22 protein-coding genes and 1 other RNA gene are annotated in these 25,065 nt (G+C 49.0%); 6 read left to right on the top strand and 17 right to left on the bottom strand.

The window, feature by feature from the left end; genetic code table 11:
• Nucleotides 1-170: 170 nt before the first annotated feature.
• The 5 genes from ACN0UY_RS10615 to gcvT form a co-directional block, all read right to left on the bottom strand.
• Entirely contained in the window at nt 171-578 is a 408-nt protein-coding gene (locus tag ACN0UY_RS10615) for a hypothetical protein (RefSeq protein ID WP_417666945.1), read from the bottom strand.
• A 22-nt stretch (nt 579-600) separates the two neighbouring features.
• The gene (locus tag ACN0UY_RS10610; RefSeq protein WP_417666943.1) at nt 601-1,404 is read right to left on the bottom strand and encodes an NERD domain-containing protein; all 804 of its coding nucleotides are present in this window, start codon (nt 1,402-1,404) and stop codon (nt 601-603) included.
• Nucleotides 1,405-1,523: 119 nt separating this feature from the next.
• A complete protein-coding gene (gene gcvP, locus ACN0UY_RS10605) occupies nt 1,524-4,409 on the bottom strand; it encodes an aminomethyl-transferring glycine dehydrogenase (RefSeq protein WP_417666941.1) in 2,886 nt (961 codons plus the stop codon).
• 94 nt (nt 4,410-4,503) lie between these two features.
• Complete coding sequence (gcvH, locus tag ACN0UY_RS10600) at nt 4,504-4,893, bottom strand: glycine cleavage system protein GcvH (RefSeq protein ID WP_417666939.1); 390 nt, start codon at nt 4,891-4,893, stop codon at nt 4,504-4,506.
• 43 nt (nt 4,894-4,936) lie between these two features.
• Complete coding sequence (gene gcvT / locus ACN0UY_RS10595) at nt 4,937-6,019, bottom strand: glycine cleavage system aminomethyltransferase GcvT (protein ID WP_417666937.1); 1,083 nt, start codon at nt 6,017-6,019, stop codon at nt 4,937-4,939.
• Between the two features lie 195 nt (nt 6,020-6,214).
• Between gcvT and ACN0UY_RS10590 the strand changes: the two genes are divergently transcribed.
• On the top strand, nt 6,215-7,072 hold the full coding sequence (locus ACN0UY_RS10590) for a LysR family transcriptional regulator (protein ID WP_417666935.1): 858 nt from the start codon (nt 6,215-6,217) through the stop codon (nt 7,070-7,072).
• A gap of 3 nt (nt 7,073-7,075) precedes the next feature.
• Here the strand turns inward: ACN0UY_RS10590 and ACN0UY_RS10585 are convergent, their stop codons facing one another.
• The 4 genes from ACN0UY_RS10585 to ACN0UY_RS10570 are packed head-to-tail and all read right to left on the bottom strand — an operon-like array spanning nt 7,076 to nt 11,339.
• Complete coding sequence (locus ACN0UY_RS10585) at nt 7,076-8,236, bottom strand: UbiH/UbiF/VisC/COQ6 family ubiquinone biosynthesis hydroxylase (protein ID WP_417666933.1); 1,161 nt, start codon at nt 8,234-8,236, stop codon at nt 7,076-7,078.
• Nucleotides 8,233-9,414 carry a 2-octaprenyl-6-methoxyphenyl hydroxylase gene (gene ubiH, locus ACN0UY_RS10580; RefSeq protein ID WP_417666931.1) on the bottom strand — a complete coding sequence of 394 codons (1,182 nt, stop codon included), beginning with the start codon at nt 9,412-9,414 and terminating at the stop codon, nt 8,233-8,235. The genes ACN0UY_RS10585 and ubiH overlap by 4 nt, the downstream gene beginning before the upstream one ends.
• A complete protein-coding gene (gene pepP / locus ACN0UY_RS10575; RefSeq protein ID WP_417666929.1) occupies nt 9,399-10,721 on the bottom strand; it encodes a Xaa-Pro aminopeptidase in 1,323 nt (440 codons plus the stop codon). The genes ubiH and pepP overlap by 16 nt, the downstream gene beginning before the upstream one ends.
• 30 nt (nt 10,722-10,751) lie before the next feature.
• Nucleotides 10,752-11,339, bottom strand: a complete 588-nt coding sequence (locus ACN0UY_RS10570; RefSeq protein WP_417666927.1) for a UPF0149 family protein — start codon at nt 11,337-11,339, stop codon at nt 10,752-10,754.
• A 137-nt stretch (nt 11,340-11,476) separates the two neighbouring features.
• On the opposite strand from ACN0UY_RS10570, the gene zapA reads away from it, so the two are divergent.
• Nucleotides 11,477-11,782 carry a cell division protein ZapA gene (zapA, locus tag ACN0UY_RS10565; protein ID WP_417666925.1) on the top strand — a complete coding sequence of 102 codons (306 nt, stop codon included), beginning with the start codon at nt 11,477-11,479 and terminating at the stop codon, nt 11,780-11,782.
• A 13-nt stretch (nt 11,783-11,795) separates the two neighbouring features.
• Nucleotides 11,796-11,979: non-coding RNA, 6S RNA (ssrS, locus tag ACN0UY_RS10560), on the top strand.
• Nucleotides 11,980-12,074: 95 nt separating this feature from the next.
• Here ssrS and ACN0UY_RS10555 read toward each other — a convergent pair.
• A complete protein-coding gene (locus tag ACN0UY_RS10555; RefSeq protein WP_417666923.1) occupies nt 12,075-13,634 on the bottom strand; it encodes an amidohydrolase family protein in 1,560 nt (519 codons plus the stop codon).
• Between the two features lie 51 nt (nt 13,635-13,685).
• Here ACN0UY_RS10555 and ACN0UY_RS10550 point away from each other — a divergent pair, with 51 nt between their 5' ends.
• The 3 genes from ACN0UY_RS10550 to serA are packed head-to-tail and all read left to right on the top strand — an operon-like array spanning nt 13,686 to nt 16,240.
• Nucleotides 13,686-14,273, top strand: coding sequence for a 5-formyltetrahydrofolate cyclo-ligase (locus ACN0UY_RS10550; protein WP_417666921.1), 588 nt, complete (start codon nt 13,686-13,688; stop codon nt 14,271-14,273).
• Between the two features lie 45 nt (nt 14,274-14,318).
• Nucleotides 14,319-14,981 (top strand): ribose-5-phosphate isomerase RpiA, encoded by a 663-nt coding sequence (gene rpiA, locus ACN0UY_RS10545; RefSeq protein ID WP_417666919.1) that lies wholly within the window; start codon nt 14,319-14,321, stop codon nt 14,979-14,981.
• A 2-nt stretch (nt 14,982-14,983) separates the two neighbouring features.
• Nucleotides 14,984-16,240 (top strand): phosphoglycerate dehydrogenase, encoded by a 1,257-nt coding sequence (gene serA, locus ACN0UY_RS10540; RefSeq protein WP_417666917.1) that lies wholly within the window; start codon nt 14,984-14,986, stop codon nt 16,238-16,240.
• A gap of 48 nt (nt 16,241-16,288) precedes the next feature.
• Here serA and phoU read toward each other — a convergent pair whose 3' ends face one another.
• The 7 genes from phoU to phoB form a co-directional block, all read right to left on the bottom strand.
• Nucleotides 16,289-17,005, bottom strand: a complete 717-nt coding sequence (gene phoU / locus ACN0UY_RS10535) for a phosphate signaling complex protein PhoU (protein ID WP_128352946.1) — start codon at nt 17,003-17,005, stop codon at nt 16,289-16,291.
• 12 nt (nt 17,006-17,017) lie between these two features.
• Nucleotides 17,018-17,836 (bottom strand): phosphate ABC transporter ATP-binding protein PstB, encoded by an 819-nt coding sequence (pstB, locus tag ACN0UY_RS10530; protein WP_417666914.1) that lies wholly within the window; start codon nt 17,834-17,836, stop codon nt 17,018-17,020.
• A 44-nt stretch (nt 17,837-17,880) separates the two neighbouring features.
• On the bottom strand, nt 17,881-19,536 hold the full coding sequence (pstA, locus tag ACN0UY_RS10525; protein ID WP_417666912.1) for a phosphate ABC transporter permease PstA: 1,656 nt from the start codon (nt 19,534-19,536) through the stop codon (nt 17,881-17,883).
• Nucleotides 19,537-19,550: 14 nt separating this feature from the next.
• Nucleotides 19,551-21,794: an ABC transporter permease subunit gene (locus tag ACN0UY_RS10520; protein ID WP_417666910.1), complete on the bottom strand. Its 2,244-nt coding sequence runs from the start codon at nt 21,792-21,794 to the stop codon at nt 19,551-19,553.
• Nucleotides 21,795-21,958: 164 nt separating this feature from the next.
• Nucleotides 21,959-22,930: a PstS family phosphate ABC transporter substrate-binding protein gene (locus tag ACN0UY_RS10515; RefSeq protein ID WP_417659577.1), complete on the bottom strand. Its 972-nt coding sequence runs from the start codon at nt 22,928-22,930 to the stop codon at nt 21,959-21,961.
• 111 nt (nt 22,931-23,041) lie between these two features.
• Nucleotides 23,042-24,340: a phosphate regulon sensor histidine kinase PhoR gene (gene phoR / locus ACN0UY_RS10510; RefSeq protein WP_417666908.1), complete on the bottom strand. Its 1,299-nt coding sequence runs from the start codon at nt 24,338-24,340 to the stop codon at nt 23,042-23,044.
• 18 nt (nt 24,341-24,358) lie between these two features.
• On the bottom strand, nt 24,359-25,045 hold the full coding sequence (gene phoB, locus ACN0UY_RS10505; RefSeq protein ID WP_417666906.1) for a phosphate regulon transcriptional regulator PhoB: 687 nt from the start codon (nt 25,043-25,045) through the stop codon (nt 24,359-24,361).
• Between the last annotated feature and the right edge of the window lie 20 nt (nt 25,046-25,065).

Raw genomic sequence — 25,065 nt, 5'->3', positions numbered from 1 at the left:
TTGCTAACAGTGTATTATGCCAACCGTGCGAGCTAGATTACCTTGTAAGGTCAGAGAGTCCAACGTCTGTTTATCGCTCAAAGCCGACATTAATTCTAACGCTAATTTTTCAAAGAAATGCAAATGCCTTTTGCCCTAAGAAAATTTCGGCCTGTTCGGTTACTAAAAACCTAAATCTTTACATCCATGAGGTGGAATGCCCTTAGAAAGCTCTTGTTGTTTTGCTCGAATATTTTATGGTCTGGATGATTTATTGAGCGTTTATCTTCAAGAAATGCTGGTGCGACACACCCCCAGTTCGAATTTCTAGCGAAGTAGACAACACAATCGACATTACTTTCTTTCCATTGGTTCGAGACGTCGTGTTTGAGATCAGAAGCAGCGACTGTTTTAACTTGAATTCGATAGTAGTTTGGTCCATCAGAAATCAATAAATCAGTTTGATGTCCGTGATCTAAAATAGGTAAGAATACTTGCCATCCATCTTGCATTAGCCAAGAAACCACCATACTTTCAAATGATGTATTTTTTAGAGTTTGATGCGTACCTTTTTGCGTTTTCGTTAGTCGACGTGGCATTTCACTATCCTCTGTAAGCCGTTCAAGCGACCACACCTCGGCACTTAGGAAATGCCGAACATCCCCAGAACTGTCGCCCTTGATGTTCACCTCGTTTAACCAATCGCTTTACCATCTGTGCTCCACATTTTGGGCACTGAACGCCCTCATCAGCGGAATTTGATTTATTGGTCTTCTGCTCAATAATTTCTTTAACGTGCTGGCGATGCGCACGAGAAGTTTGAATTGAACGTGTTAGCGCATTTGATTCAATCTTATCTCTAATTGCACGCACTTCCTCAGTGCTCAACACAGGCATTTTCTTGGCTTGAATAAAATTAATATAACGTGCACCAAAGAAAACATTATCCGGCATTTGTGACTTAAATTGACTATCACCGATAAATACAATCAGCGAGTAAATTTGTTCTTCGGTTAGCTGCAGTATTTCTTTGAGTACTTGGGTATGTTTGTAGTTTTGATGCAACGGATTTTGAAAGTTATATTTATTCCGGTAAATAACCTGAGTCCATGTCTTTTGCTTCTCAGAACCGAAAATCCAACCACGGAAGTACTTTGTCTCAACAACAAATACGCCATAAATCGAGACAATAATATGATCAATTTGTGTGGTGCCATCATCAGTAGGTAGCGTCACATCTTTTATGAGGTGATATTGGTCTTTATCTAAATGAATTTTCGCGGCGAGGTTCACTAAAAACTCACCGAGCTTTCCTTTGAACCACGATGTATTCAAGATCTTAATAATAACAAGCAGCAACGCTATAGCACCAAGATACTTAAACATATCGGTGTTTTGCTGAAACGCTGACAGCAGAATATCCATATTCATTTTCTCCATTTTCGTCTCGTGACTGGCTAATATATCGCCATAGAACCGCTAAGCAGTCAAACATAAAAAAAGGCGAGCTAAAAAGCTCGCCTTTTTCATCACATCAAAACGAATCAACGATAACTATCAACCGCAGGGCAGCTACACATCAAATTCCGGTCGCCGTATACGTCATCAATACGGTTGACGCTTGGCCAGAACTTGTTGATTTTAACCGCAGCTACTGGGTATGCAGCCACTTCACGGCTGTATGGGCGTTCCCAGTTGGCGTCAACGATGTCTGCTAACGTGTGTGGTGCGTTGTGTAATGGGTTATTGTCTTGCGCCCACTCACCTGCTTCAACACGTTTTGCTTCTTCGCGAATGCTGATCATGGCTTCAATGAAGCGGTCTAGTTCAGCTTTTGATTCTGACTCGGTCGGCTCAACCATTAAGGTGCCCGCTACCGGGAAGCTCATGGTTGGGCTGTGGAAGCCATAGTCTTGCAAGCGTTTTGCCACGTCCATTTCAGTTACGCCGCTGGCATCTTTCAATGGGCGTAAGTCAATGATGCACTCGTGCGCAACGCGGTCGTTACGGCCTTTGTACAGAATTGGGTAATGCTTGCTTAAGTGCTTGGCAATGTAGTTGGCGTTCATGATTGCCACTTCAGTTGCTTCGCGTAAGCCACGGCTGCCCATCATGACAATGTACATCCACGAAATTGGCAGAATGCTCGCGCTGCCGAATGGTGCTGCAGAAACTGCGCCGTTCGCTTTGTCGGTACCTTCAATGGTAATCACGCTGTGATTCGGCAAAAACGGTGCTAAGTGTTGTTTAACACCAATTGGGCCCATACCTGGACCGCCGCCACCGTGTGGAATGCAGAAGGTTTTGTGCAAGTTCAAATGCGAAACGTCAGCACCAATATAGCCCGGCGACGTAACGCCTACTTGTGCGTTCATGTTGGCGCCGTCAAGGTACACTTGGCCACCGTGCGCGTGCACAATTTCACAAATGTCTTTAATGCCTTCTTCGTACACACCATGCGTTGATGGGTACGTAACCATGATGCACGACAAGTTATCGCCTGCTTCAGCGGCTTTCGCTTTCAGGTCGTTCAGGTCAACGTTACCGTTCTTATCACAATCAACCACTACCACGTTCATGCTCATCATTTGTGCAGAAGCTGGGTTGGTTCCGTGTGCAGAGCTTGGAATCAAGCAGATGTTACGGTGTGCGTCGCCGCGGCTCTGGTGATACTTCTGAATGGCTAGCAAGCCAGCATATTCACCTTGAGCACCCGAGTTTGGCTGCATAGACATCACGTCGTAGCCAGTAATATCCACTAACCACGTTGACAAGGTGCTCAGCAATTCTGCGTAGCCTTGTGCTTGGTCTGCTGGGCAGAACGGGTGCAACTGACCGAATTCAGGCCAGGTAACCGGAATCATTTCTGCGGTCGCGTTCAGCTTCATGGTGCATGAACCCAACGAGATCATGCTGTGGTTCAACGACAAGTCTTTGTTTTCAAGCTGCTTGATATAACGCAGCATTTCAGTTTCTGAATGGTAGCTGTTGAATACTGGGTGTTCCAGAATTGCGCTTTCGCGGCGCAATGCTGCTGGAATTGACTCAACGTCACCTGAGGCAACGCGTGAATCCAATACGTCAACTTCTAAGCCGTGGTCATCACCGAACAACACGGCAAACAATGCAGCGACGTCGTGACGAGTTTTGGCTTCATCAAGGCTTACGCCAAACTGGCCGTTGCCATCAACACGTAAGTTAATTTCTGCTTGGTCAGCGCGTGCTAACACGGCATCGGTATCGCCTTCCAGCTTGAAGGTTAGCGTGTCAAACCAATGGTTATTAACCAGTTTCACGCCCTTTTCTTGCAAGCCCAGCGCCACAATGTCAGTTAAGCGATGAATGCGTGACGCGATTGTTTTCAGGCCTTGCGGGCCATGGTATACCGCATAGAACGATGCCATGTTGGCAAGCAATACCTGCGCGGTACAGATGTTTGAGTTGGCTTTTTCACGGCGAATGTGTTGCTCACGCGTTTGCATGGCCATACGCAGTGCTTGGTTGTCGCGCGAGTCTTTCGATACACCGATGATACGGCCTGGTAACGAACGCTTGTACTTGTCGCGGGTTGCGAAGAATGCAGCGTGTGGGCCGCCATAGCCCATAGGTACGCCGAAACGTTGGGCTGAACCCAACACCATGTCTGCGCCCATTTCACCCGGTGACTTCAACAGCACCAAGCTCATGATATCGGCAGCAACGGCAACCACGCCTTTGTTCGCTTGAATGTCGGCAATCAGTTTTTCAATGTTATGAATTTCACCGTTGCGATCTGGATATTGCAGCAAGGCACCAAATACGTCTTGACTGTCGGCGTCACGCGCTGGGCCAACTACAACTTCAAAGCCAAACTGTTCGGCACGGGTTTTCACCACGTCAATGGTTTGCGGGTAAACGTTGTCCGCAACGTAATAGGTGTTTGATTTGCTTTTGCTGACACGCTTGGACATTGCCATGGCTTCGGCAGCAGCGGTTGCTTCATCAAGCAACGAGGCGCTGGCCAATTCAAGGCCGGTTAAGTCCATGGTCATTTGTTGGAAGTTCAAAATAGCTTCTAAACGACCTTGCGCAATTTCTGGCTGATAAGGCGTATAAGCGGTGTACCAACCTGGGTTTTCTAACACGTTACGCAGAATAACGTTGGGCACTAGGGTGTCGTAATACCCCATACCAATAAATGACTTGTAGACTTTATTCTTGCTCGCAATGGCTTTCAATCTGGCCAGCGCATCGCGCTCGGTCATTGGTTCGCCAACGGCCAAGAATGGGTCGCGACGAATCGCTCCTGGAACGGTGTCTTGCGTGAGCTCTTCGAGTGAATGCACACCCAGCTCTGCTAACATTGCCGCGGTTTCATCAGCACTTGGGCCAATGTGACGCGCAATAAATTCACCGTGATTTTCTAACTGCTTCAGCGTGGTCGTAGTCATTTACTTCAGATCCCCTAGCTTTCGGGTTGATACAAGACATTTGAAACACAAAACCCCGGTGCAAATGACCGGGGCTTAGCAACAAAACGAGCTGTTATTCTTCGTCGATAACTGCTTGATAACCTTCGGCATCAAGCAAGCCTTCAACTTCAGTTGGGTCTTCGGCTTTGATTTTGAACAACCAGCCGTCACCAAATGGGTCATTATTTACAGTTTCTGGTGCGTCTTCTAAATCTTCGTTAACTTCAACAATTTCACCAGCAATAGGTGCATAAATGTCAGAAGCTGCTTTTACTGATTCGGCAACAGCAACATCATCACCGGCAGCAACATTCGCACCAACGTCTGGCAACTCAACAAACACCATATCGCCTAACAAATCTTGCGCGTGTTCAGTGATGCCGACAGTAAAAATGCCATCGCCTTCGTTACGCACCCATTCGTGCGTTGATGCGTACTTAAGTTCCTTTGGAATGTTGCTCATGTTCTGTTCCTCATTTTCTGTTCATCAGAAAGGTAATAAATGTTTAGGCAAGTACTGACTTACCGTTGCGCACGAAGCTTGGTTTGACCACGCTTACTGTAACTAATTTTTTGCGAATTTCCACCTCAACGCTGTCACCGACTGTGGCCGGCACACGGGCCATAGCAATCGAGAAGCCTAAGGTTGGTGAAAAAGTACCTGATGTGATCACGCCTTCTGCGCCTTCAACCACAACTCTTTGACCATGGCGTAGCACGCCTTTTTCTTTCATAACCAAGCCAACCAATTTATCGTGACCTGCCGTTTTTTGCTGTTCAAGCACGGTACGCCCAATAAAATCGCGATCAGCCGGTTCAAAAGCAACACTCCAGCCCATATTCGCTTCAAGTGGTGTAACGCTTTCGTCCATATCTTGACCGTACAAGTTCATGCCTGCTTCTAAACGCAGTGTATCACGAGCACCAAGCCCACATGGTTGTACGCCAACATTTAATAGGTCGTCCCAAAGCTTCTCAACTTTGTCGCCAGGCACAACAATTTCATAGCCTTTTTCACCGGTGTAGCCGGTGGTCGCGATAAAGTGGTCACCCGCTTGTACGGACATAAACGGCTTCATGTCTGCCACTGGCGCAAATGCTTCGTCGCCCAGTACTAACTTAAGTTTTTCTGCAGCTTTTGGCCCTTGCAACGCCACCATACCGAAACTTGGTTGTTCTGTGATGGTTACTTTGAAGTTGGCCGCAACGCTGTGAATCCAGTTCATGTCGCGCTCACGGGTTGCTGAGTTCACAACCAGGCGATACGACTCGTCACTGAAGAAATAAACGATAAGGTCATCAATTACGCCGCCTTGTTCGTTCAGCATGCCGCTGTAAAGGGCTTTACCCGGAATGCTTAATTTTGCAACGTCATTGGCTAACAGGTAGCGCAGGAAAGGTTTCGCATCAATACCGGCCACATCAACAATTGTCATGTGCGACACATCGAATACGCCTGAGTCGTTGCGCACCGCATTGTGTTCTTCTATTTGCGAGCCGTAGTTCAGCGGCATGTCCCAGCCGTGGAAGTCGACCATTTTCGCGCCAGCTTTCACATGCGCGTCATATAAAGGAGTGCGATTTGCCATGAGCTAGTTGTCCTTTTTGGGTGTTGATGCGCCAAAATTTACACAGTGCTTGCGCATTCAAAAATTAGGGCGAATTATAGAACTCTAAGGCCCCCGCAACAAATGAATATTACTTATACATTCATAAATATTTTAAATATATTTAATATTCGTATAAGATTCAGTAATGAAACCCATTGGAATAGGGCCTGCAGCATGCAACATCTTCCATTAGAAGCGCTACGTGCATTTATAAGTATTTATGAATTGCAGAGTTATACCGCTGCCGCCCAACAATTGAACCGTTCCCAACCGGCAATAAGCTTGCAATTGCAACGCCTTGAAGACTTACTCGGCGTGTCGCTATTAAGTCGCAGCGGCGGCCGTATTCATCTGACCCCTTCCGGGGCCGAGCTGCTTGATCAAGCGCGGCTATTGCTCGGCCTGAATGATCAAATCTTTGCGCGCTTTACCGAGCCCAGTGTGTCGGGGCAAGTTCGCTTAGGTATTCCAAGCGAGTTCGCCAGTAAACTCTTGCCGCAGGTGCTTGGTCAGTTTGCGCAAGCCTACCCGAATGTTTCGCTGTCAGTGACATCGGCGCTTAGCAGAGATTTGCTTAAAGACGAACAAGCGCATTTTGACTTGGTGATTGCCTTAAAAGAGCCCGATAAGCGGGTTACCCGCCCGGGGTTGATTATCTTGAAACAAGAACCCTTAGTTTGGGTGGGCAGCCACAGCGAAATCGGTGGTAGCAGTGAAGCCCTGTCTTTGGTTGTGGCGCCCGAAGGCTGCATTTATCGGCGTCGCGCTTTAGCTGTGCTGCGACAAGCCAATACACCGGTTCGCATCAGTTACACCAACGCGGACTTCTCGGGCCTGACGGCGGCTATTGAAAGCGGTTTGGGGTTAACGGTGTTGGCGCAAAGTACGGTGCCGGATAACTTAGCGCGGTTGCAACGCAGCCACTACCATGCGCTGCCAGAACTTGGCGAGGTAAGCGTTGCGATGTGGCAAGCCGATGCCGACAATCAAGCCGCCACGCAGCTTGCCCAGTTTATTCAAGAACGCATTTAGCGGCTATTCGCCCAGCGCGGCTTTTACCAGCATACGTTTAATAGGCGCCGTGCTATTGGCCACCTTAAAGCCCACACCGCGCACTAATTTAAGTAACGGGTTGGCACTGCCGAAACCACGCTTGAAGGCTTCCATTGCGGTGATCATAGTCAGCGCGGCTGCTTTGCGTTTGCGCTCCCAGGCTCGCAAGCTGCGCTGGGTCGGCGATTGCTCAAATATCGCGAGTAAATCAATAACATCACCAAAACCCAAGTTGGCACCCTGCCCCGCTAACGGGTGAATGCTGTGTGCGGCGTCGCCGATAATCAACAAGCGGTCTTGCAGCCAACGCTGCGCATATTGCATGCGCAATGGAAAGCCAACCCGTTGTGACGCTAACTGCAGTGTGCCAAGGCACTGATCACTCGCGGCCTGCAGTTGCTTTATAAAGGCTTGGTCGTCATCGGCGAGCAACTGCTGTGCATAATCGGAGTCGGCCGACCATACCAATGACACATGGTGTGGATCATGCAACGGCAGCCAAGCCACCGGCCCTGTCGGCAAGAACACCTGCCGTGCCACGCCTTGATGCGGCTGTTCAGTTTCAATCACGGCGACAATGCCGATTTGTTCGTAGTCCCAAAAGCTAATGGGTAACTTGGCACGTTCGCGAATGGCTGAACGCGCACCGTCAGCGGCAATTAAATAGTCACCATGCAGTTGCTGGCCTGAGCTAAGAGTAACGTGCGCATGTTCAGCATCAACCTGATGCGCGGTCACTTCGTCTTCGGCGTGCATCACCACACCTGCTGCTTCAGCGGCGTCCCATAATGCTTGCTCTAACACGCGGTTTTCAACAATCGCGCCAAGGTCATCCGCATCAACTTCTGCCGCGGCAAAGCTAATCTCACCAAAGCTGTCGTGGTCCCACACCTGCATACCGGTGTACGGGCCCAAACGCTCGGCCGGAAGCTTCTGCCATACGCCAAGGTTTTGCAGTAATGCCCGGCTATGATGTGCCAGTGCACTCACGCGCAGCTCGGTGTGTTCGCTGTAGGTCGGTCGACCTGAACGCTCAACCATGTGCACGCGGTGGCCTTGCTGGCGTAAGCCTAAAGCAGCGCTTAAACCAATCATGCCGCCGCCGACAATAATGACTGTCAGGGCATTCGTTTGAGCTTTCATAAGTCACGGAACCCCATCGTTTGTCGCGCAAAAACATGGCGCAACGGCGGTAAGTTATCTAACCCAAACAAGGCTAAATTACGCCCCATAATCAATGGCGCATAGTGGTTGGAAAAGCCACGCACTAAGCTGTCCGTTAACCCAATAATATGTTTGTAGTCGGCTTGGCGCGCTTGGTTGTAACCACTGAGCATTGTATAGCTGCCGGGGTCGGTGGCATTAATGAGTTTTGCACTCAGCTCAATGGCGTCACGCACCCCTAAATTAAACCCTTGCCCCGCAATTGGATGCAAGGTGTGCGAAGCATTCCCAATAATCACCGTACGATGGGCAATACTGGTATCTGCCAAGTGCAATTGCAGTGGGTATTGTACCCGGTCGGTAACGGCTAAAAAGCGACCGGCACGGTAGCCAAAGGCCTGCTGGCAGGCTGCCAAAAAGTCATCATCTGCACTTGCTAATGTGCGTTGAGATTCTTCAGGGCTTAAGCTCCAAACCAGTGAGGCTTGGTTATTCGGTAACGGCAATAACGCAATGGGGCCGGTTTCCGTGAAGCGCTCGTAGGCCCAGCCTTGTAACGATTCAGATAAAGTTAGTGTGGCGATAATACCGGCTTGTTGGTAGTCGGTGTGTTGCATGGTAATACCGGCATCGGTGCGTACTTGAGAACGCTGCCCGTCGGCACCAACCAGTAAAAGCGCTGAGCTTGTGTGCTCGGTGTCATTTACCGTGTAGGTAACTTCAATGGCGGCAGATTGGCGTTCCGCACGCACAAACCACGCACCGCCAACCCAGTCGATATTGTCCTGCACCTGGCACGCCTCATACAACGCCTTGTTCAGCGTTGCCGCGGCAATCACTTGTCCCATTGCTGGCACACCATGCTGGTGCGCGTGCAGTCGTGTCATCCCTAAATGGCCGCGATCGCTCACATGAATGTGTTCAATCGGGCTCGCTTTATCCGCGATAGTTTGCCAAATGCCTTGGCGCTGCAAGAGCGATACGGTGGCGGCTGCCAGCGCAATGGTGCGCTTGTCTTGGGCAGGGCCTTGTTGTTGCGGTTCAAGCACGCGAATACGCCAATCTGGCTGGCCACGTGCCAGCAGCAATGCGGTTAAGGCGCCAACCAGCCCACCGCCAGCAATGATTACTGGCTGCGGTGCTACTGAGCCATCCATTGCTCAATCTCTTCAACAGTTTTAGGTACGCCTTGTGTCATGTTTTCATAACCTTGTTCGGTAATAATGACATCGTCTTCGATGCGAATACCTATACCATGCCATTTTTCATCGACGTTGGCGGTGCCTTTGGGAATGTAGATACCCGGCTCAATGGTTAACACCATACCCGGTTCAAACTTGCGCTTTTTACCAGCTTGGGTGTAGGTGCCTACGTCATGCACATCAAGCCCCAACCAATGGCCTAATCCATGAATCATAAACGGCCGAAATGCGTCATTTGCTATCAGTTCTTTCAGGTTGCCCTTAATAATGCCAAGTTCATGCAGGCCTTCAGTCAACGCCTTGCCCGCTGCAACCATCGCTTTATGCATGTCGCTGCCCGGCTTTAACGTATCAAGCGCTGCCTGCTGAGCCGCTAACACAACGTTATACAGCGCCTTCTGATCGGCGCTAAAGCGCCCGTTGACGGGGAATGTTCGCGTAATATCACCGGCATAGCCTTGATATTCAGCGCCAGCGTCAATTAATAGCAGGTCGCCATCGTGCAGCTCACTTTCGTTTTCGGTGTAATGCAAAATACAGGCATTTTCACCGCTGCCACAAATGGTTCCATAGGCTGGCGAAAGCGCATTTTGCATGGCAAATTCATGGTGAATTTCTGCTGCCACCTGGTATTCAAATTTGCCCGGTTGCACGAACTTCATCGCACGCTTGTGCGCATCGACACTTATACGCGCGGCGTGGCGCATCAGTTCAAGCTCGGCGGCACTTTTGACTATGCGCATATCGGCTAACCACGGGTTAATATCAACCCACGCATGCGGTGCTTGATGCCCTTTTTTCGGTGAAGCACGCAGCTCATCGGCTAGCGCATGCAGTTGCCCAGCAAGCTCTGGCTTGTCATGCGGGTAATAAACTTGTTCCGCGCCATCAAGAATGGCAAATAAATGATCGTCCACATCGTCAATGCTGGCGGTAAAGTCCACACCCAGACTTTCCAGCGCGCGTTCAACGCCAAGGCGTCGGCCGTGCCACACTTCATCGATTGGGCTACTTGGCTGACAGAACAACTGCACTGGGGTTTCGCTATGTGGCGCAAGAACCAACAATGCATTGGGTTCATTAAAGCCGGTTAGGTAGAAAAAGTCGCTGTCCTGACGGAATGGAAATTCGGTGTCGCGGCTACGCGTTTGCAATTGCGCACTTGGAATAATGGCCACAGCCTCAGGCGATGACTTTTTTAAAAGTTTTAATACGTGGGCGCGGCGCTTTTTGAATTCGGCAGAAACTTGGGTATGTGACATGTGAACCTACATCAGAAACGGGTCAGTGAATTAATGTAAAACCTTATTGGTGACACAATCGGTGCCGGCTCGCTGGCCCAACTCGTTAAAGCACAACATGGCGGAAATACGTAAATACTCCACCACTTCATAGTAGGCGCGCTCGCCTTCTTCGTCGTCATCAACGGCAAAATCTAGTTTCGCAATTTCGACCATGTCATCGATAACTTCGCGAACATCGTCAGATAGCCCCGCTAAGTTGGTTTGATTCACGCCAAAACCAACCAGATAGGACTGTACCCAACCAATCATACTGCCAAGGCGTTCAACTAAAGCTTCGTGGTCATTCGGCAATAACAAGTTAAAGCCTAAATCCGGATCACGCATGCTGGCGCACACGTCTGCGGCCATTTCGATAAGCTGTTCTTTAACGACAGGCTTAAAGGATTGGCCTTCGTGGATTAAGTCGCTCAATAGCGTCAGCCAATCTTCGCCTTTCAGGCTGGCGCCGCTCGCAATCATTCCGGTTAAAATGCCGTGTACTTCGGCCGCGCTGGATAATATTCCTTGCTGCTCGAAGAATTCGTTTAACTGGTCGTAATTAAGTGGTTTAGCATTACTGCTACCCGTTTCAGACATAGCTATATTCTCTTTACGTTCTTTACGCACATCCTACCATTGCAAAGCTATTCAGGCTAGCTGACAAAGCCCGGTAGTACGTGTCATAATATTGGCAGTGTAATTAATAAGAATAGTTCAAGCACAGAGGAAGCGGCATGAGTCAACGCACCATGGACATAAGATTGATGGAACGTCACTACAAAGTGAATTGTCCACCTGGGCAAGAAGTGGCGTTGCAACAAGCTGCCGACCGATTAAATAAAAAGCTCGAAACTATTCGCGGGGCAACGAAGTTATCGAACCCTGAACAGATTGCGGTTATGGCGGCGTTAAATTTGTGCCATGAGTTTGCGCAAGATGAACAACGCAAACAACAGTATATTGTTGATTTAGAAGAAAAGCTGAAGTTGTTGCAAGAAACGCTTGAGCAAGTAATGGCCGAGCAACGCCCCGGACGTTAATACAAAGAATTATGACTGCCTGGGATGTGCGCCAGCACGCCGATGTCCCTGAGCCGATGCTAGCAGTAAAGGGGCTCACTGGGCGACTATTGTGCAAGCTCGACATGTATCGAGAAGCCTGCGGTCGTTCCAATTGCGCCCCGCCTTGAACCAGTGGGTTCAAGGGCCAAGGCACGCAGCGGCATTCTGGGTGGTCACCCCTTCGAAAAAACCAGTACGCAATTAGATATTGAAGAGCGATATTAGATATTAGTCAAAGTCCAACCCGCTAATATCTAATATCTAATATCTATTACCGTTTTTGCTTTTCTTTTTGCACGATGGTGCGGACGTCGGATAGCAGTTCTTGCGCATCGTAAATGATGCCATCTTTGATGGTGTAGCGAATGCCTTTGGTGCGCATTGGCTCATTGTTTTCGTCGAGCTTGTAATGGCCTGTGCCGTACAGCACCTTAAAGTTTGCTAACGGGTTTTCGTCAACCACAATTAAGTCCGCTTTTTTACCCGGCACCACACTGCCAATTTCATCTTCAAGGCCAAGTGCTTCTGCACCGTTAAGCGTTGCAGCTTGAATCACTTCAAGCGCATTGAAGCCAGCTTCACGTAATAATTCCAACTCGCGGATGTAACCAAAGCCGTAAATCTTATAAATATAACCGGCATCTGAACCTGTGGTGATGCGCCCACCATGGTTTTTAAAGTCGTTTAAAAAAGTCATCCACAATTGGTAATTTTTGCGCCACGCAACCTCTTCATCAGTGGTCCAGTCAAACCAATATGAACCGTGCGCGTAGCGGCTGGGTGTAAAGAAGTCCCACAGTTGCGGCAAAGTGTATTCGTCGTGCCAAATTGCCTGACGCTCACGCATCAAATCACGGCTTGCTTCATAAATGGTGAGCGTTGGGTTAATGGTAAAGTCGAGCGCAATCAACTCATCACGTACCTGATTCCATTTTTCTGAACCGGGCTTTGCCGCTTGTGCCCAGAGTTTGCCTGCTTCACGGAAACGATCTTGCTCGTTGTTGTAGTTGTAATCAGCTGGATAGTTTTGAATCTGCTGGCCAGTAAACAGCGCCTCGGGCAAACCATACCAGTGCTCCATACTACCCAAGCCTAAACGGGCGGAGTCGATAACGCTGGTGCGTACCACGTTCAACTGCGCATGATGCATCATGGTGCCAAGGTTTTGTTGACTGGCTTCATCAAGCGCCGCCGCCATCACTTTCGGGGTTGCACCAAAGAATTTTATCCCGGCTGCGCCCTGTTTTTTGATGCTACGCACCCAATCACGGGCTTGTTCGCCGTTAAAAATAGGGGCGTCAGCGCCCATTCCAAAACCTGCGTATGGGATAAGTCGCGGTGAAACAATCGAATTCTTCTCGGCCTGTTGCTGATGCCACTTGGTCCAGTCCAGACCGTTAAAGCTGCCCGGTTCACGCACCGTGGTAATGCCGTGTGCCAGCATTAACTTCAGCACGTATTCGGCTGGAATGCCTTCGGCCGAGCCACCAATGTGACCGTGCATGTCAATAAAGCCCGGCAATACATACTTACCGGTTACATCAAGTTCGGTGTCGTTGGGTCCAGCTTCCGGCCGCCCTTCCGTTTTAATTGGTACCCCTGGGTTGCCGACACTTACCACGTTCACAATGCGATCGTTTTCGATAACGATATCGACTGGCCCTTGCGCAGGTGCACCTTCACCATTTATCAAGGTCGCCCCACGCAGAATCAAACGCATGTATGGGCCGTCACCTTGGTCACCCCGCGCTGGAGCTTTTGGCGGTGCAGCAACAGCTGTACTGGCTATCACAAAGGTTAGGGTTAACGTGGTCAGTAATTGGCGTATCATGATATAACTCACTGTTATTCGATTTATTATGCAACTAAGGATATCAGCGCCGTGTCGCAACAGCAATTACGCAGTCACCTTCTTAACGCACGCGCTAGCCTGTCTGCCGCAGAGCGCGATGATGCGGCGCGACAGGTGGGTGAACACTTACTTAACCTGCCTGAACTGCAACAACCTTGCACGCTCGGCAGCTATTTTAGCGTGCGTGCTGAGCTGCCCACCCATGCCATAAATCAAAAACTGATGGATGCGCAGCATCAAATTGCTCTACCCATTTTGCACCCTATTCTTGCGGGGCATTTGTTGTTCCTGAAGCTCAGCGAGACCACCCAATGGACCCACAATAAATACGGTATTCCTGAGCCCGAATTAAACGCGCAACACATTGTGCCGTTGCAGCAGATGCAGGTGCTGCTGGTGCCGCTGGTGGGATTCGACCGCAGTGGCAACCGCATGGGTATGGGCGGTGGCTTTTATGACCGTACCTTAAGTGCTTGGCATAAAGGGCATGTCAAAAACCTGCTCCCAATTGGCTTAGCGCTTGACTGTCAGCTGGTGGATGAGCTGCCTAAAAACCCGTGGGATGTGCCGCTACCGATGGTGATCACACCCGCGAAAACATGGGACTTTCGCAGCTAAAACTGTATACTCAAAGGCCATAGACAACTGACTGTGGGAATCCGTATGACAACCTCTCAAGACCTACTCAAAAAGCAAGCCGCTGAAGCCGCACTAAAGTATGTAGAACCTAACACCATTGTAGGTGTCGGTACTGGCTCAACGGTAAACTTTTTCATTGATGCACTCGCCACCATGAAGAATGACATTGAAGGCGCGGTTTCAAGCTCGGAAGAATCCACAAAACGTTTAAAATCTCACGGTATTGACGTGATTGAGCTCAACAACGTCGGCAACCTGCCCGTTTACGTAGACGGCGCCGACGAAATTGATGAGCACCTGCGCATGGTTAAAGGTGGCGGCGGCGCACTGACCCGCGAAAAAATCATCGCTGCCGTAGCCGATAAGTTCATCTGCATTGCGGACGAAAGCAAGGTGGTTGGTCGCTTGGGTAATTTCCCTGTGCCGGTAGAAGTAATTCCAATGGCGCGTTCTTACGTTGCCCGCGAAATTGTGAAGCTGGGCGGCGACCCTGTTTGGCGACAAGGGTTTACCACCGACAACGGAAACGTCATTCTGGATATTCATAACTTTGATATCTTAGACCCTGTTCAACTGGAGCAACAATTGAATAGTATTGTCGGTGTTGTCACTAACGGCCTGTTCGCCAAGCGCGGCGCAAATATTGCAATTATCGCAAGCCCCGCAGGCTTAAAATTTATGGAGTAGAAATGAACGACGTGACCGCACCACAGGTTTCACTTGCCAAAGAGCGCATTCAAATTTTATTGCTTGAAGGCGTGCATGACAGTGCTATCGAGGTACTCAAACAGCACGGGTATACCAACATTCGGGCATTGAAAACTTCGCTTAATGAAGATGAACTTTGCGAAGCAATCAAAGATGTGCACTTTATTGGGATTCGGTCACGCACGCAGTTAACGCCGAAGGTGTTTGCTGCGGCCGAGAAACTGGCAGCGGTTGGCTGCTTTTGTATTGGTACCAACCAAGTTGACTTAGAAGCCGCACGCGACCATGGCGTGGTGGTTTTTAACGCGCCATTCTCAAACACGCGCAGTGTGGCCGAGTTGGTGCTAGCAGAAATTATCATGCTGCTACGGCGTATTCCGGAGAAAAGTGCTGCGGCGCACCGTGGTGGCTGGGATAAAGCTGCGAAAGGCTCATTTGAAGCCCGCGGCAAAATTTTAGGCATTATTGGGTACGGCCATATCGGCAGCCAACTGAGCATACTTGCCGAACAGCTTGGCATGCAGGTGCGCTATTACGATATCGAAACCAAATTGTCACTGGGTAATGCACTGCAGGTGCGCAGCTTAAATGAGCTGCTTAGCCAAGCGGATGTTATTACCCTGCATGTTCCTGAAACGCCGCAAACCCAGTGGATGATTAGCGCTGAACAACTGACTAAGATGAAACCTGGCGCGGTATTAATCAATGCGTCACGCGGTACCGTGGTGAAGATTAATGCATTGGCTGACGCGCTTAAATCAGGGCACTTGGCGGGCGCTGCAATCGATGTATTCCCTGTTGAGCCGAAGGGCAACAATGAGGAGTTTGAGTCACCACTGCGGGGCCTGGATAATTGCATTCTAACCCCGCACATCGGCGGCTCTACCCAAGAAGCGCAAGAGAACATTGGCATTGAAGTGGCGGGTAAGCTGGTGCGTTATTCCGATAACGGCTCAACGTTATCTGCGGTGAACTTCCCTGAGGTGGCCTTGCCAACCCATGCTGGCGCGCGCCGGTTGCTGCATATTCACCAGAACCGCCCTGGCATGCTAACGCGTATTAACCAATTGTTGGCCGACAACAACATCAACGTATCCGGTCAGTATCTGCAGACCGACAGCAAAGTCGGTTATGTGGTGATTGATATCGACACGCCACCAACAAGCACCATTGCCGACGACCTGCTGGTTGAAATGCGGGCCATAGAAGGCACGATTAAAGCCCGCGTACTCTACTAACAAAAACGCCGACATCTTGTGTCGGCGTTTTGCTATAAGGCTTGAGGCTTAACGGTTGCCTTTAACCGTTTTCTCCATCGACTCTGGCGACACGTGGCGTACGTCTTTGCCTTTCACGAAGAAGATAATGTACTCCGCAATATTCTGGCAACGGTCACCAATACGCTCAAGTGAACGTGCCGACCACAACACATTCATGACCTTCGGAATACCACGTGGGTCTTCCATCATGTAGGTCATTAACTGACGTGTGAGTGCTTCGTATTGACGGTCAGCTTGGGCATCCATTTGATGCACTTCATACGCTGAATCAAGATCCATACGCGCAAATGCGTCAAGCACGCCTTGCAGCATGGCGAGTACTTGTTGGCCTAAGTTTTCAAGGCTCACCAAAAACTGCTGTTGGTCATTGTTGAAACTCTCAAGCGCTACACGTGCAATGCGCTCCGCTTCATCACCAATACGCTCAAGATCAGAAATGGTCTTGAAGATGGCAATCACTAACCGCAAGTCGCTGGCTGCTGGCTGACGCTTGGCAATAATCTGCACACACGCTTCGTCAATTTGAACTTCTAACGCATTGATTTTGTAATCGCGCTGCAGAATCTTTTCTGCCATTTCGTGATCAGATTTTTCAATGGCATGCAACGAATCACGCAGTTGCTGTTCCACCAAGCCACCCATAGTGAGTACTTGGTTACGAACTGCTTCAAGTTCGTCGTTAAACTTACCGGAGATATGCCGGCTCATATTGTTTTTATCCATAGCCTTCTCCTATTAACCGTAACGTCCGGTAATGTAGTCTTCCGTTTGTTTCTGTTCTGGCGTGGTAAACAAGGTATTGGTATCTGCGTACTCAATCAACTTACCCATATACATGAACGCCGTTTGATCAGAAACCCGGGCGGCTTGTTGCATGTTGTGGGTAACAATCACCACGGTAAACTGTTCTTTCAAGTCGGTGATCAATTCTTCAATGGTTAGCGTTGAAATTGGATCCAATGCCGAGGTTGGCTCATCAAGCAACAACACCTCAGGCTCAATCGCAATTGCGCGGGCAATAACCAAACGCTGTTGCTGACCACCGGATAAACCGAATGCAGATTCATTGAGTCGGTCTTTCACTTCTTCCCAAAGCGCGGCACCCTTTAACGAGCGCTCAACCACTTCGTCCAAGGTGCGACGGTCATTCACACCCTGCAACCGCATGCCGTAAACAACGTTCTCATAAATTGACTTAGGGAATGGGTTCGGGCGCTGAAACACCATACCAACACGGCGGCGTAATGCTGCCGCATCAACGTCTTTTTCGTAAATGTTTTTATCGTGCAAGCGAATTTCACCACTTACACGGCAGATTTCAACCAAGTCGTTCATGCGATTAATGCAACGCAATAGTGTTGATTTACCGCAACCTGACGGCCCGATGAAGGCGGTTACACGATTTTTCGGAATGTTCATCGAAATATCGTATAAAGCCTGTGCATCACCATAGTGCAAGTTCAAATTGCGAATTTCTAACGCAGTTTGCTCAGGCGTCAAATTTGCTAAGTCTAATGATTCGACATTGCTTGTGCTCGGGGTTACCGAAATCATAATGTTTAACCTTCTGCCCTAAAATTTGTTAACGCTTTAACAGCTTAGTGTTCAAGCGAGCGATATTTTTCACGTAAATGGTTACGCACGCCAATAGCGGTCAGGTTAAGCCCGACAATGACGGTAACCAATAAAAATGAGGTGGCGTAAACTAACGGACGCGCTGCCTCAACGTTTGGACTTTGGAAACCCACATCATAGATATGGAAGCCAAGGTGCATAAATTTCCGATCTAAATGGAAGTACGGGAAGTTGCCATCAACTGGCAGCATCGGCGCCGACTTCACCACACCAACTAACATCAGCGGTGCAACTTCACCTGCTGCGCGTGCCACGGCCAAGATTAAGCCAGTCATAATTGCTGGTGAGGCCATCGGTAAAATGATTCGCCACAGCGTTTCGGCTTTGGTTGCGCCCAATGCCAAGCTGCCTTCACGCAAGGTACTTGGAATACGTGATAGACCCTCTTCAGTAGAAACAATCACTACCGGCAACGTCAAAATCGCCAAAGTAATTGCGGACCACATAACCCCCGGCGTACCAAAGGTTGGGCTTGGTAGCGCTTCTGGATAGAAAATTTGGTCCAGTGAGCCACCAACCATATAAACAAAGAAGCCAAGACCAAACACACCGTAAACAATTGACGGCACACCGGCTAAGTTGATAACCGCAATGCGTATCAAACGCGTGATAGCGTTTTTACCGGCGTACTCATGCAAGTACACAGCGGCAACCACACCAAACGGTGTGACGATAACCGACATCAGCAACACCATGAATACGGTACCGAATATTGCAGGGAATACCCCACCCTCTGTATTTGCTTCACGCGGGTCTTCCGAGACAAACTTACCAATTTGCACAAAGAAGTGCCCGATTTTACTGAATAGGCCCATGTCATTCGGGAACGTGGCGTCCAGTACGCGATATAAAGGTATGGAAACCTCCATGCCACGCATGTCGCGCATTACTACGCTGTCGCGACTGGCTTGTTCACGAAATGCGAACAGCTGCTTCTCAAGCTCACGGTATTGCTCGTTTAGTGCCTGTTCTTCAGCCGTGATCCGTTGCTTTTCGGTATCCGTAAGTTTGCCTTCAAGGTCTAACGCACGGCTTTCCAAACGCAGGCGGTTCAATTCATGGTTGATTGCACCAATTTCGCCTTGCTGCAAATTAGTGGCCTTTTCGTTCAGCTCAACTGCACGCTCAATGCGTTCGAATAGCACGTCGCGAATATCACGGTCGTTAACAACCGATTCGCCCTGCTCCAACACATCAACAACGTAGCCGTAGAAATTACCGTCTTTGGAGCGTTCCAACACACCTAAGTCAGCTGGCGTTTCGTCACGAATAATTTGCGGTTCCATCACCCACATAAAATCAAGCGGGACAAACTCACGGTTACCTACTTTAAACAGCTGGCGCTCTAGCGTTTCACCGTCAAAGCCATCGAGTTCTACACCCGACTCTTCTAAGCGTTCAATTGGAACTTGCTCACGGTCGTACACCTCACCAATAATGATGCGCGTTGACCCGTCATTGGCTTGCACCTGCACTTCGTGAATTTGTGCGGGCCAAAAGAACGACAAGCCGCGCCAGGCAATAAGTGCCAATAGCCCGAGTACGGCAATAAGACTCACACTAACTGCACCGGCGGTGAGCCAAATGTACGGTTTTCCTGATTTAAACCATTTGTTCATGGAAATCCTCTTGCTTACATCGAGCTGTATTTTTCACGTAACCGCTGGCGTACAAGTTCGGCCAACGTGTTAAACGCAAACGTGAATACAAATAGAACAAAGGCAGCCAAAAATAGTATTCGATAATGCGAGCTACCCACTTCCGATTCAGGCATTTCAACGGCAATGTTGGCAGACAACGTGCGCATGCCCTCGAAAATATTCCAATCCATAATCGGCGTATTGCCGGTGGCCATGAGTACAATCATGGTTTCACCAACGGCGCGGCCAAGGCCCATCATTACCGCCGAGAAAATACCCGGGCTAGCGGTTAATAGCACTACTTTGGTAAGCGTCTGCCATGTAGTAGCACCTAACGCTAATGAGCCGTTCGATAAATGGTTAGGCACGCTAAATACCGCATCTTCGGCAATCGAGAAAATGGTCGGAATAACCGCAAAGCCCATCGCGATGCCCACCACCAACGAGTTACGCTGGTCAAACGTGATGCCTAATTCGTTGGTAATAAACTGACGCACATTTCCGTCAAATAGCACCCGCTCTATAAATGGTGACATTTCAAACGCGAACCAACTGACCAGTGCGACCACCGGCAACAAAATTAAGGCGGCTCTGCCGTCCGTGAATTTGTTGCGCCAGGTTTTTGGCAAGCGACTGCTTAGAAACGCCACCAGAATAATCGCGCTTGGCACCAAAATGATGGTGGCGACAATTCCGGGCAAGTAATTCTCAATAATCGGGGCTAACCACAAGCCTGCCAAGAAACCCAAAATAACTGTTGGCAGTGCTTCCATAATTTCGACAGTTGGCTTCACCACTTTACGCACACTTGGAGACATAAAGTAGGCCGTATAAACCGCTGCAGCTAAGCCAATTGGCACGGCGAACAGCATGGCATAAGCTGCTGCTTTAATCGTTCCGAATGAGATCGGCACCAAGCTGAACTTCGGCTCAAAATCATCTGAACCCGATGTTGATTGCCAAACGTACTGCGGTTCCGGATACCCTTCGTACCAAACTTCTTGCCAAATGCCACTCCAACTCACTTCTGGGTGTTCATTTTCGAGTTTGAAGGTGTGCAATTCACCGTCACTTTGCATCAACAGGGTATTCGCCCGTGGGTCTATCACCACACGGTCTGCACGCAGTTTGTCAGGATATTCAAGATACAGATCAGCTTCGGAGGTGGTGTGGAATACACCTACTTGCCCATTTGCTGAAACGGTATAGAAGGTTCTGCGATAATATTCAGCAACGATATCAACAATGGCGTCGTCACCGGCTTTAAATTCACGAATGTACTGATACTGACGACCATTTTCGCCCGCCACTTCAAACCATTGCGTGACCAGGCCATTGGCATGACCAAACATGACTGAGCTGGCACCAGCAAGCAACTGCATGCTGGTTATTTCGCCGTAACGGCGGCGTTCAATGTTCAGCAACTGGCGTTCAGTTACTTTCCCTGAACGTGATACATCAAATACGTAAAAACGATTACCCTGCCGCACAAACACTTGACTAAGGTTCGGCTGCACAAGAATGTTGTCCACTTCGCCGGTTAGCGGCAACTCGGTGAACTTTGATTCAAGCTCAACGGCTCCGGTTAAGAAGCTCTTGGTTGCCATGGCGTAATTAACAATCACGGTGTTATCGGCTGTCACTGCAGCAAATAACGAGGAGTCGCCATCATATTCATAGGCCAACTGGGTGAGTGTGCGTTGTTTCGGGTCAACCTGAACCAGCTCACCGTCATTGCCGTAAGCAACATAAGGTGTTGTTAGTCGCTGGCCCGCAGTAAACTTAGAACGAAACTTGGGTTCGATAATGCGCACTTGGCCATTGGCTACGGCATAAGCATAACGCTTTTTCTGTGGTTGCGTGGTCGCAAACGCGGTGGGCTGTTCGGCCACCTGTTCGGATAAAATAACTTCACCAGGCTGCCAATCTGTGCCTAATTTTGTTTTCAGTGCGAAAAAGGTCAAGTCACCTTGATCACTGAATCTAAAACCAATTTCAGACTGTTCTTCCATGCCCATGGCGAGGGTCTGGCCCTGTCCGGGAATGGCAAAAGATTGTTGCCGCTCAATTTCCACACCGCGGAAAATTGGCTCAACCACATATAACAAATAAAAGAAGATCAGTAGCAGTGCTATCAAGACTAATCCGCCGCCAAAGGTTACCCCCCAACGCGCGGCTCTATCTTTAAATAATCGCACATTACTGGCTCCCAACTCAGAGCGTTGTGATGCCGCCATTGCTGCCTCTTAAGTTATAAACCAATGAATATATTTATGATGCCGCATAGTATAGACGTGTTCTATGACAGTATTGTTACAGTACTGTCATATTAGTGAAATTTTTCTGTCATGCAGCAAAAAGCCCGCTAGGAAATTAGCGGGCTTTTCATGGTTCGTTTTGCTTAGTTTAAGCCTAAACGCTCAAGCTCTTGCTCAACCACAATGCGTGGTAATGGAATGTAGCCGTCTTTGTCGACAATTTCTTGGCCAGCTTTTGACAATACCATTTTCAAAAACTCAGCTGTTGCTGGGTCCAACGGCTTGTTTGGATGCTTATTCACATAAACATACAAGAAGCGCGACAGTGGGTACTTACCAGCAAGCGCATTTTCTGTGGTTGCATCAACATATTCTTCGCCAGCTTCAACCGCTAAAGGTACGGTTTTAACACCAGAAGTCATATAACCGATACCTGAGTAGCCGATTGCGTTCAGTGAAGTTGATACTGACTGCACAACAGATGCAGAACCTGGCTGTTCGTTGACGTTGTTGCGGAAGTCACCGTCACACAATGCGGTTTCTTTAAAGTAACCGTAGGTACCTGAAACTGAGTTGCGGCCATAAATCTGCAAGTCGCGTGCGTCCCAGCTACCGGTAAGGCCTAAATCACCCCAACGACGCACTTCTTCGGTTGCACCGCATAAGCGGGTGCTTGAAAACACAGCATCCACTTCAGCAATGGTCATGCCTTCGATTGGGTTATCTTTGTGTACGAATACTGCTAAAGCATCAATGGCAACACGAACGGCTGTTGGCTTGTAACCGTGGCGCTTTTCGAAAGCTTCAATCTCTTTTGCTTTCATGGCTCGGCTCATTGGGCCGAAGTTTGAGGTGCCTTCAGTCAACGCTGGTGGCGCAGTTGATGAACCAGCAGCCTGAATTTGCATGTTCACATTCGGGTACATGCGTTTAAATTCTTCAGACCAGAAAGTCATCATGTTTGCTAAGGTGTCAGAACCCACTGAAGATAAGTTGCCAGATAAGCCGCTTACTTTTTCATATTCAGGTAAGTTGTCAGTTGCTTTTTGCGCGGTTGCTGAAAAGCTCAATAAGCCTGCAACTGCTGCGGTAATTAATGCCGATTTGAATTTCATAATAGACTCCAATCGTTAATGTGTGTTGGCGCAAACCAAACGTGTAATCAGTAACTGGAATCTATTCTAGTAGGTCAATGTGACAGTATTGTGACAATTATGACAAAGCTGTCATTTTTTTATCACAAGCTCTTCAGAAATACGGAAATAAAACCGCGAGCCGCGCCCAACCACGGAATCAATTTGCAGTCGGCTATGGTGGTGTTCTAAGGCTTGTTGCACAATTGCCAGGCCAAGGCCGGAGCCGCCCTTCTTGCTGTTGCGGTCTTTATCAACCCGATAAAAACGCTCCGTTAAGCGCCCCACATGCTCAGCTGGAATGCCGGGGCCGTTGTCCTGCACGCTGAACTCGGCGTCTTGCCCAACCATTTTCCAGGTTACACGAATGACGCCGTTGGGCTGCGTGTAATGAATTGCGTTAGCCACCAGATTTGAAAACACGCTGCGCAGTTCATCTTCAACGCCATGAATTTGAATTGGCTGAATATCAAATTCAAGTGTGTGCTGCTTGTCTTGATTGAGCCGTTGCGCGTCACTTTTAACCGTCTCCAGCATACTGGGTACGTTGACAATGCGTTCAAACATGTCGGTACGGTGCACATCCATGCGCGACAGCGACAACAATTGATCAACCAGATTGCGCATGCGGTCACTTTGACCCTGCATATCACTCACGGCTTTGGTGAGCATCGCGGGTGGCATCGAGGCTGGCTCATCGAGCATTTCCAAATAGCCTTGCAACACGGTGAGCGGCGTTTTTAATTCATGGGAAACGTTCGCAACGAAGTCTTTGCGCATTTGTTCTAACTGTTTCAGCTGCGTCACGTCGCGGGCCATGAGCAAATACTGGTCGTCGCTGTAGGGCATGATGCGAACTTCAAGCTCGATGTCTTCCCGCACCGGTGAAGGTATATGGATGTCTTCACTGAAGTCGCCTTTTTGCAAGTAAGCGACAAACTCAGGATGCCGAATTAAGTTTGAGAGCCGAATTCCGGTATCTGCTGGCCATTTCAGGCCAAAATAAAACTGCCCCAATTTATTGCACCAAATTAAACCGCCGTCTTTACGAAACACGATAGCGGCGTCAGGGATTGCTTCAGAGGCTTCACGAAAACGGCGCAGTAATCTGGCCAATGCACGACGGCGCTGCTGGCTGCGGCGCTGGGTGCGGTAAATGCCGTCATAGATGTAACTCCAGCTGCCCGGCGCGCTTGGCGGAAGTACTGTACGGCGATGCCATAACCAGTCCACCAGCCTATATTGGTAGTAGTAATGCCACACCACTAATGCAAACAATACAATGGCAAGTGTTGCCCAAAAATAATCGAACAACCAACCTAAAAAGCCCACTGGGATAATAAACCACAGCAGGCCTTTTAAAATAAACAGCACCGAATAGCGGCGATCCATGCTCAGAACCCGCCTTGTTTAGCTTTTTGAGAAACGATAGCCGACACCGCGAACGGTTTGCACCAAGCGGTCATGACCGTGGGTTTCAAGTGCTTTACGCAAGCGACGTATATGCACATCAACGGTTCGGTCTTCAACATAAACGTTTGTTCCCCAAACATGGTCCAGCAACTGCTCACGACTATACACCCTATCTGGGTGGGTCATAAAGAAGTGCAGCAGCTTAAATTCTGTAGGCCCCATATCCAAGCGTTCATTAAACGCCGTAATACGGTGCGAAACGGGGTCTAAGCGCAAGCCTTCCACTTCAAGTGGCTCATCGAGTGCTGTCGGTGCAACACGACGAAATACGGCTCGCATACGCGCCATGAGTTCTTTCGGCGAAAAAGGCTTGGTCATGTAATCATCAGCACCAACCTCTAAACCGCGAATTTTATCTTCTTCTTCGCCACGGGCGGTTAGCATAATGATTGGAATTGACCGGGTGAAATCATCACCCTTTAATTTTTTGGCGAGCTGAATTCCAGAACCACCTGGAATCATCCAATCCAGTAAGATCATATCGGGGAACGGTTCGATAACTTTCTCAAGTGCACTCTGGTAATCGCCTGCTTCAACAGCTTGATAGCCATGTTGTTCCATGACAAAACTTAGCATTTCTCGAATTGGCGCTTCATCTTCTACAATCAGTATCTTTCTGGACATGTGCGTCACCTATTGATTTC

It is taken from the genome of Pseudidiomarina sp., from assembly GCF_048268165.1.
In the GTDB taxonomy this organism is placed as follows: Bacteria; Pseudomonadota; Gammaproteobacteria; order Enterobacterales; family Alteromonadaceae; genus Pseudidiomarina.
This window is presented reverse-complemented; position numbering and strand designations above follow the sequence as displayed.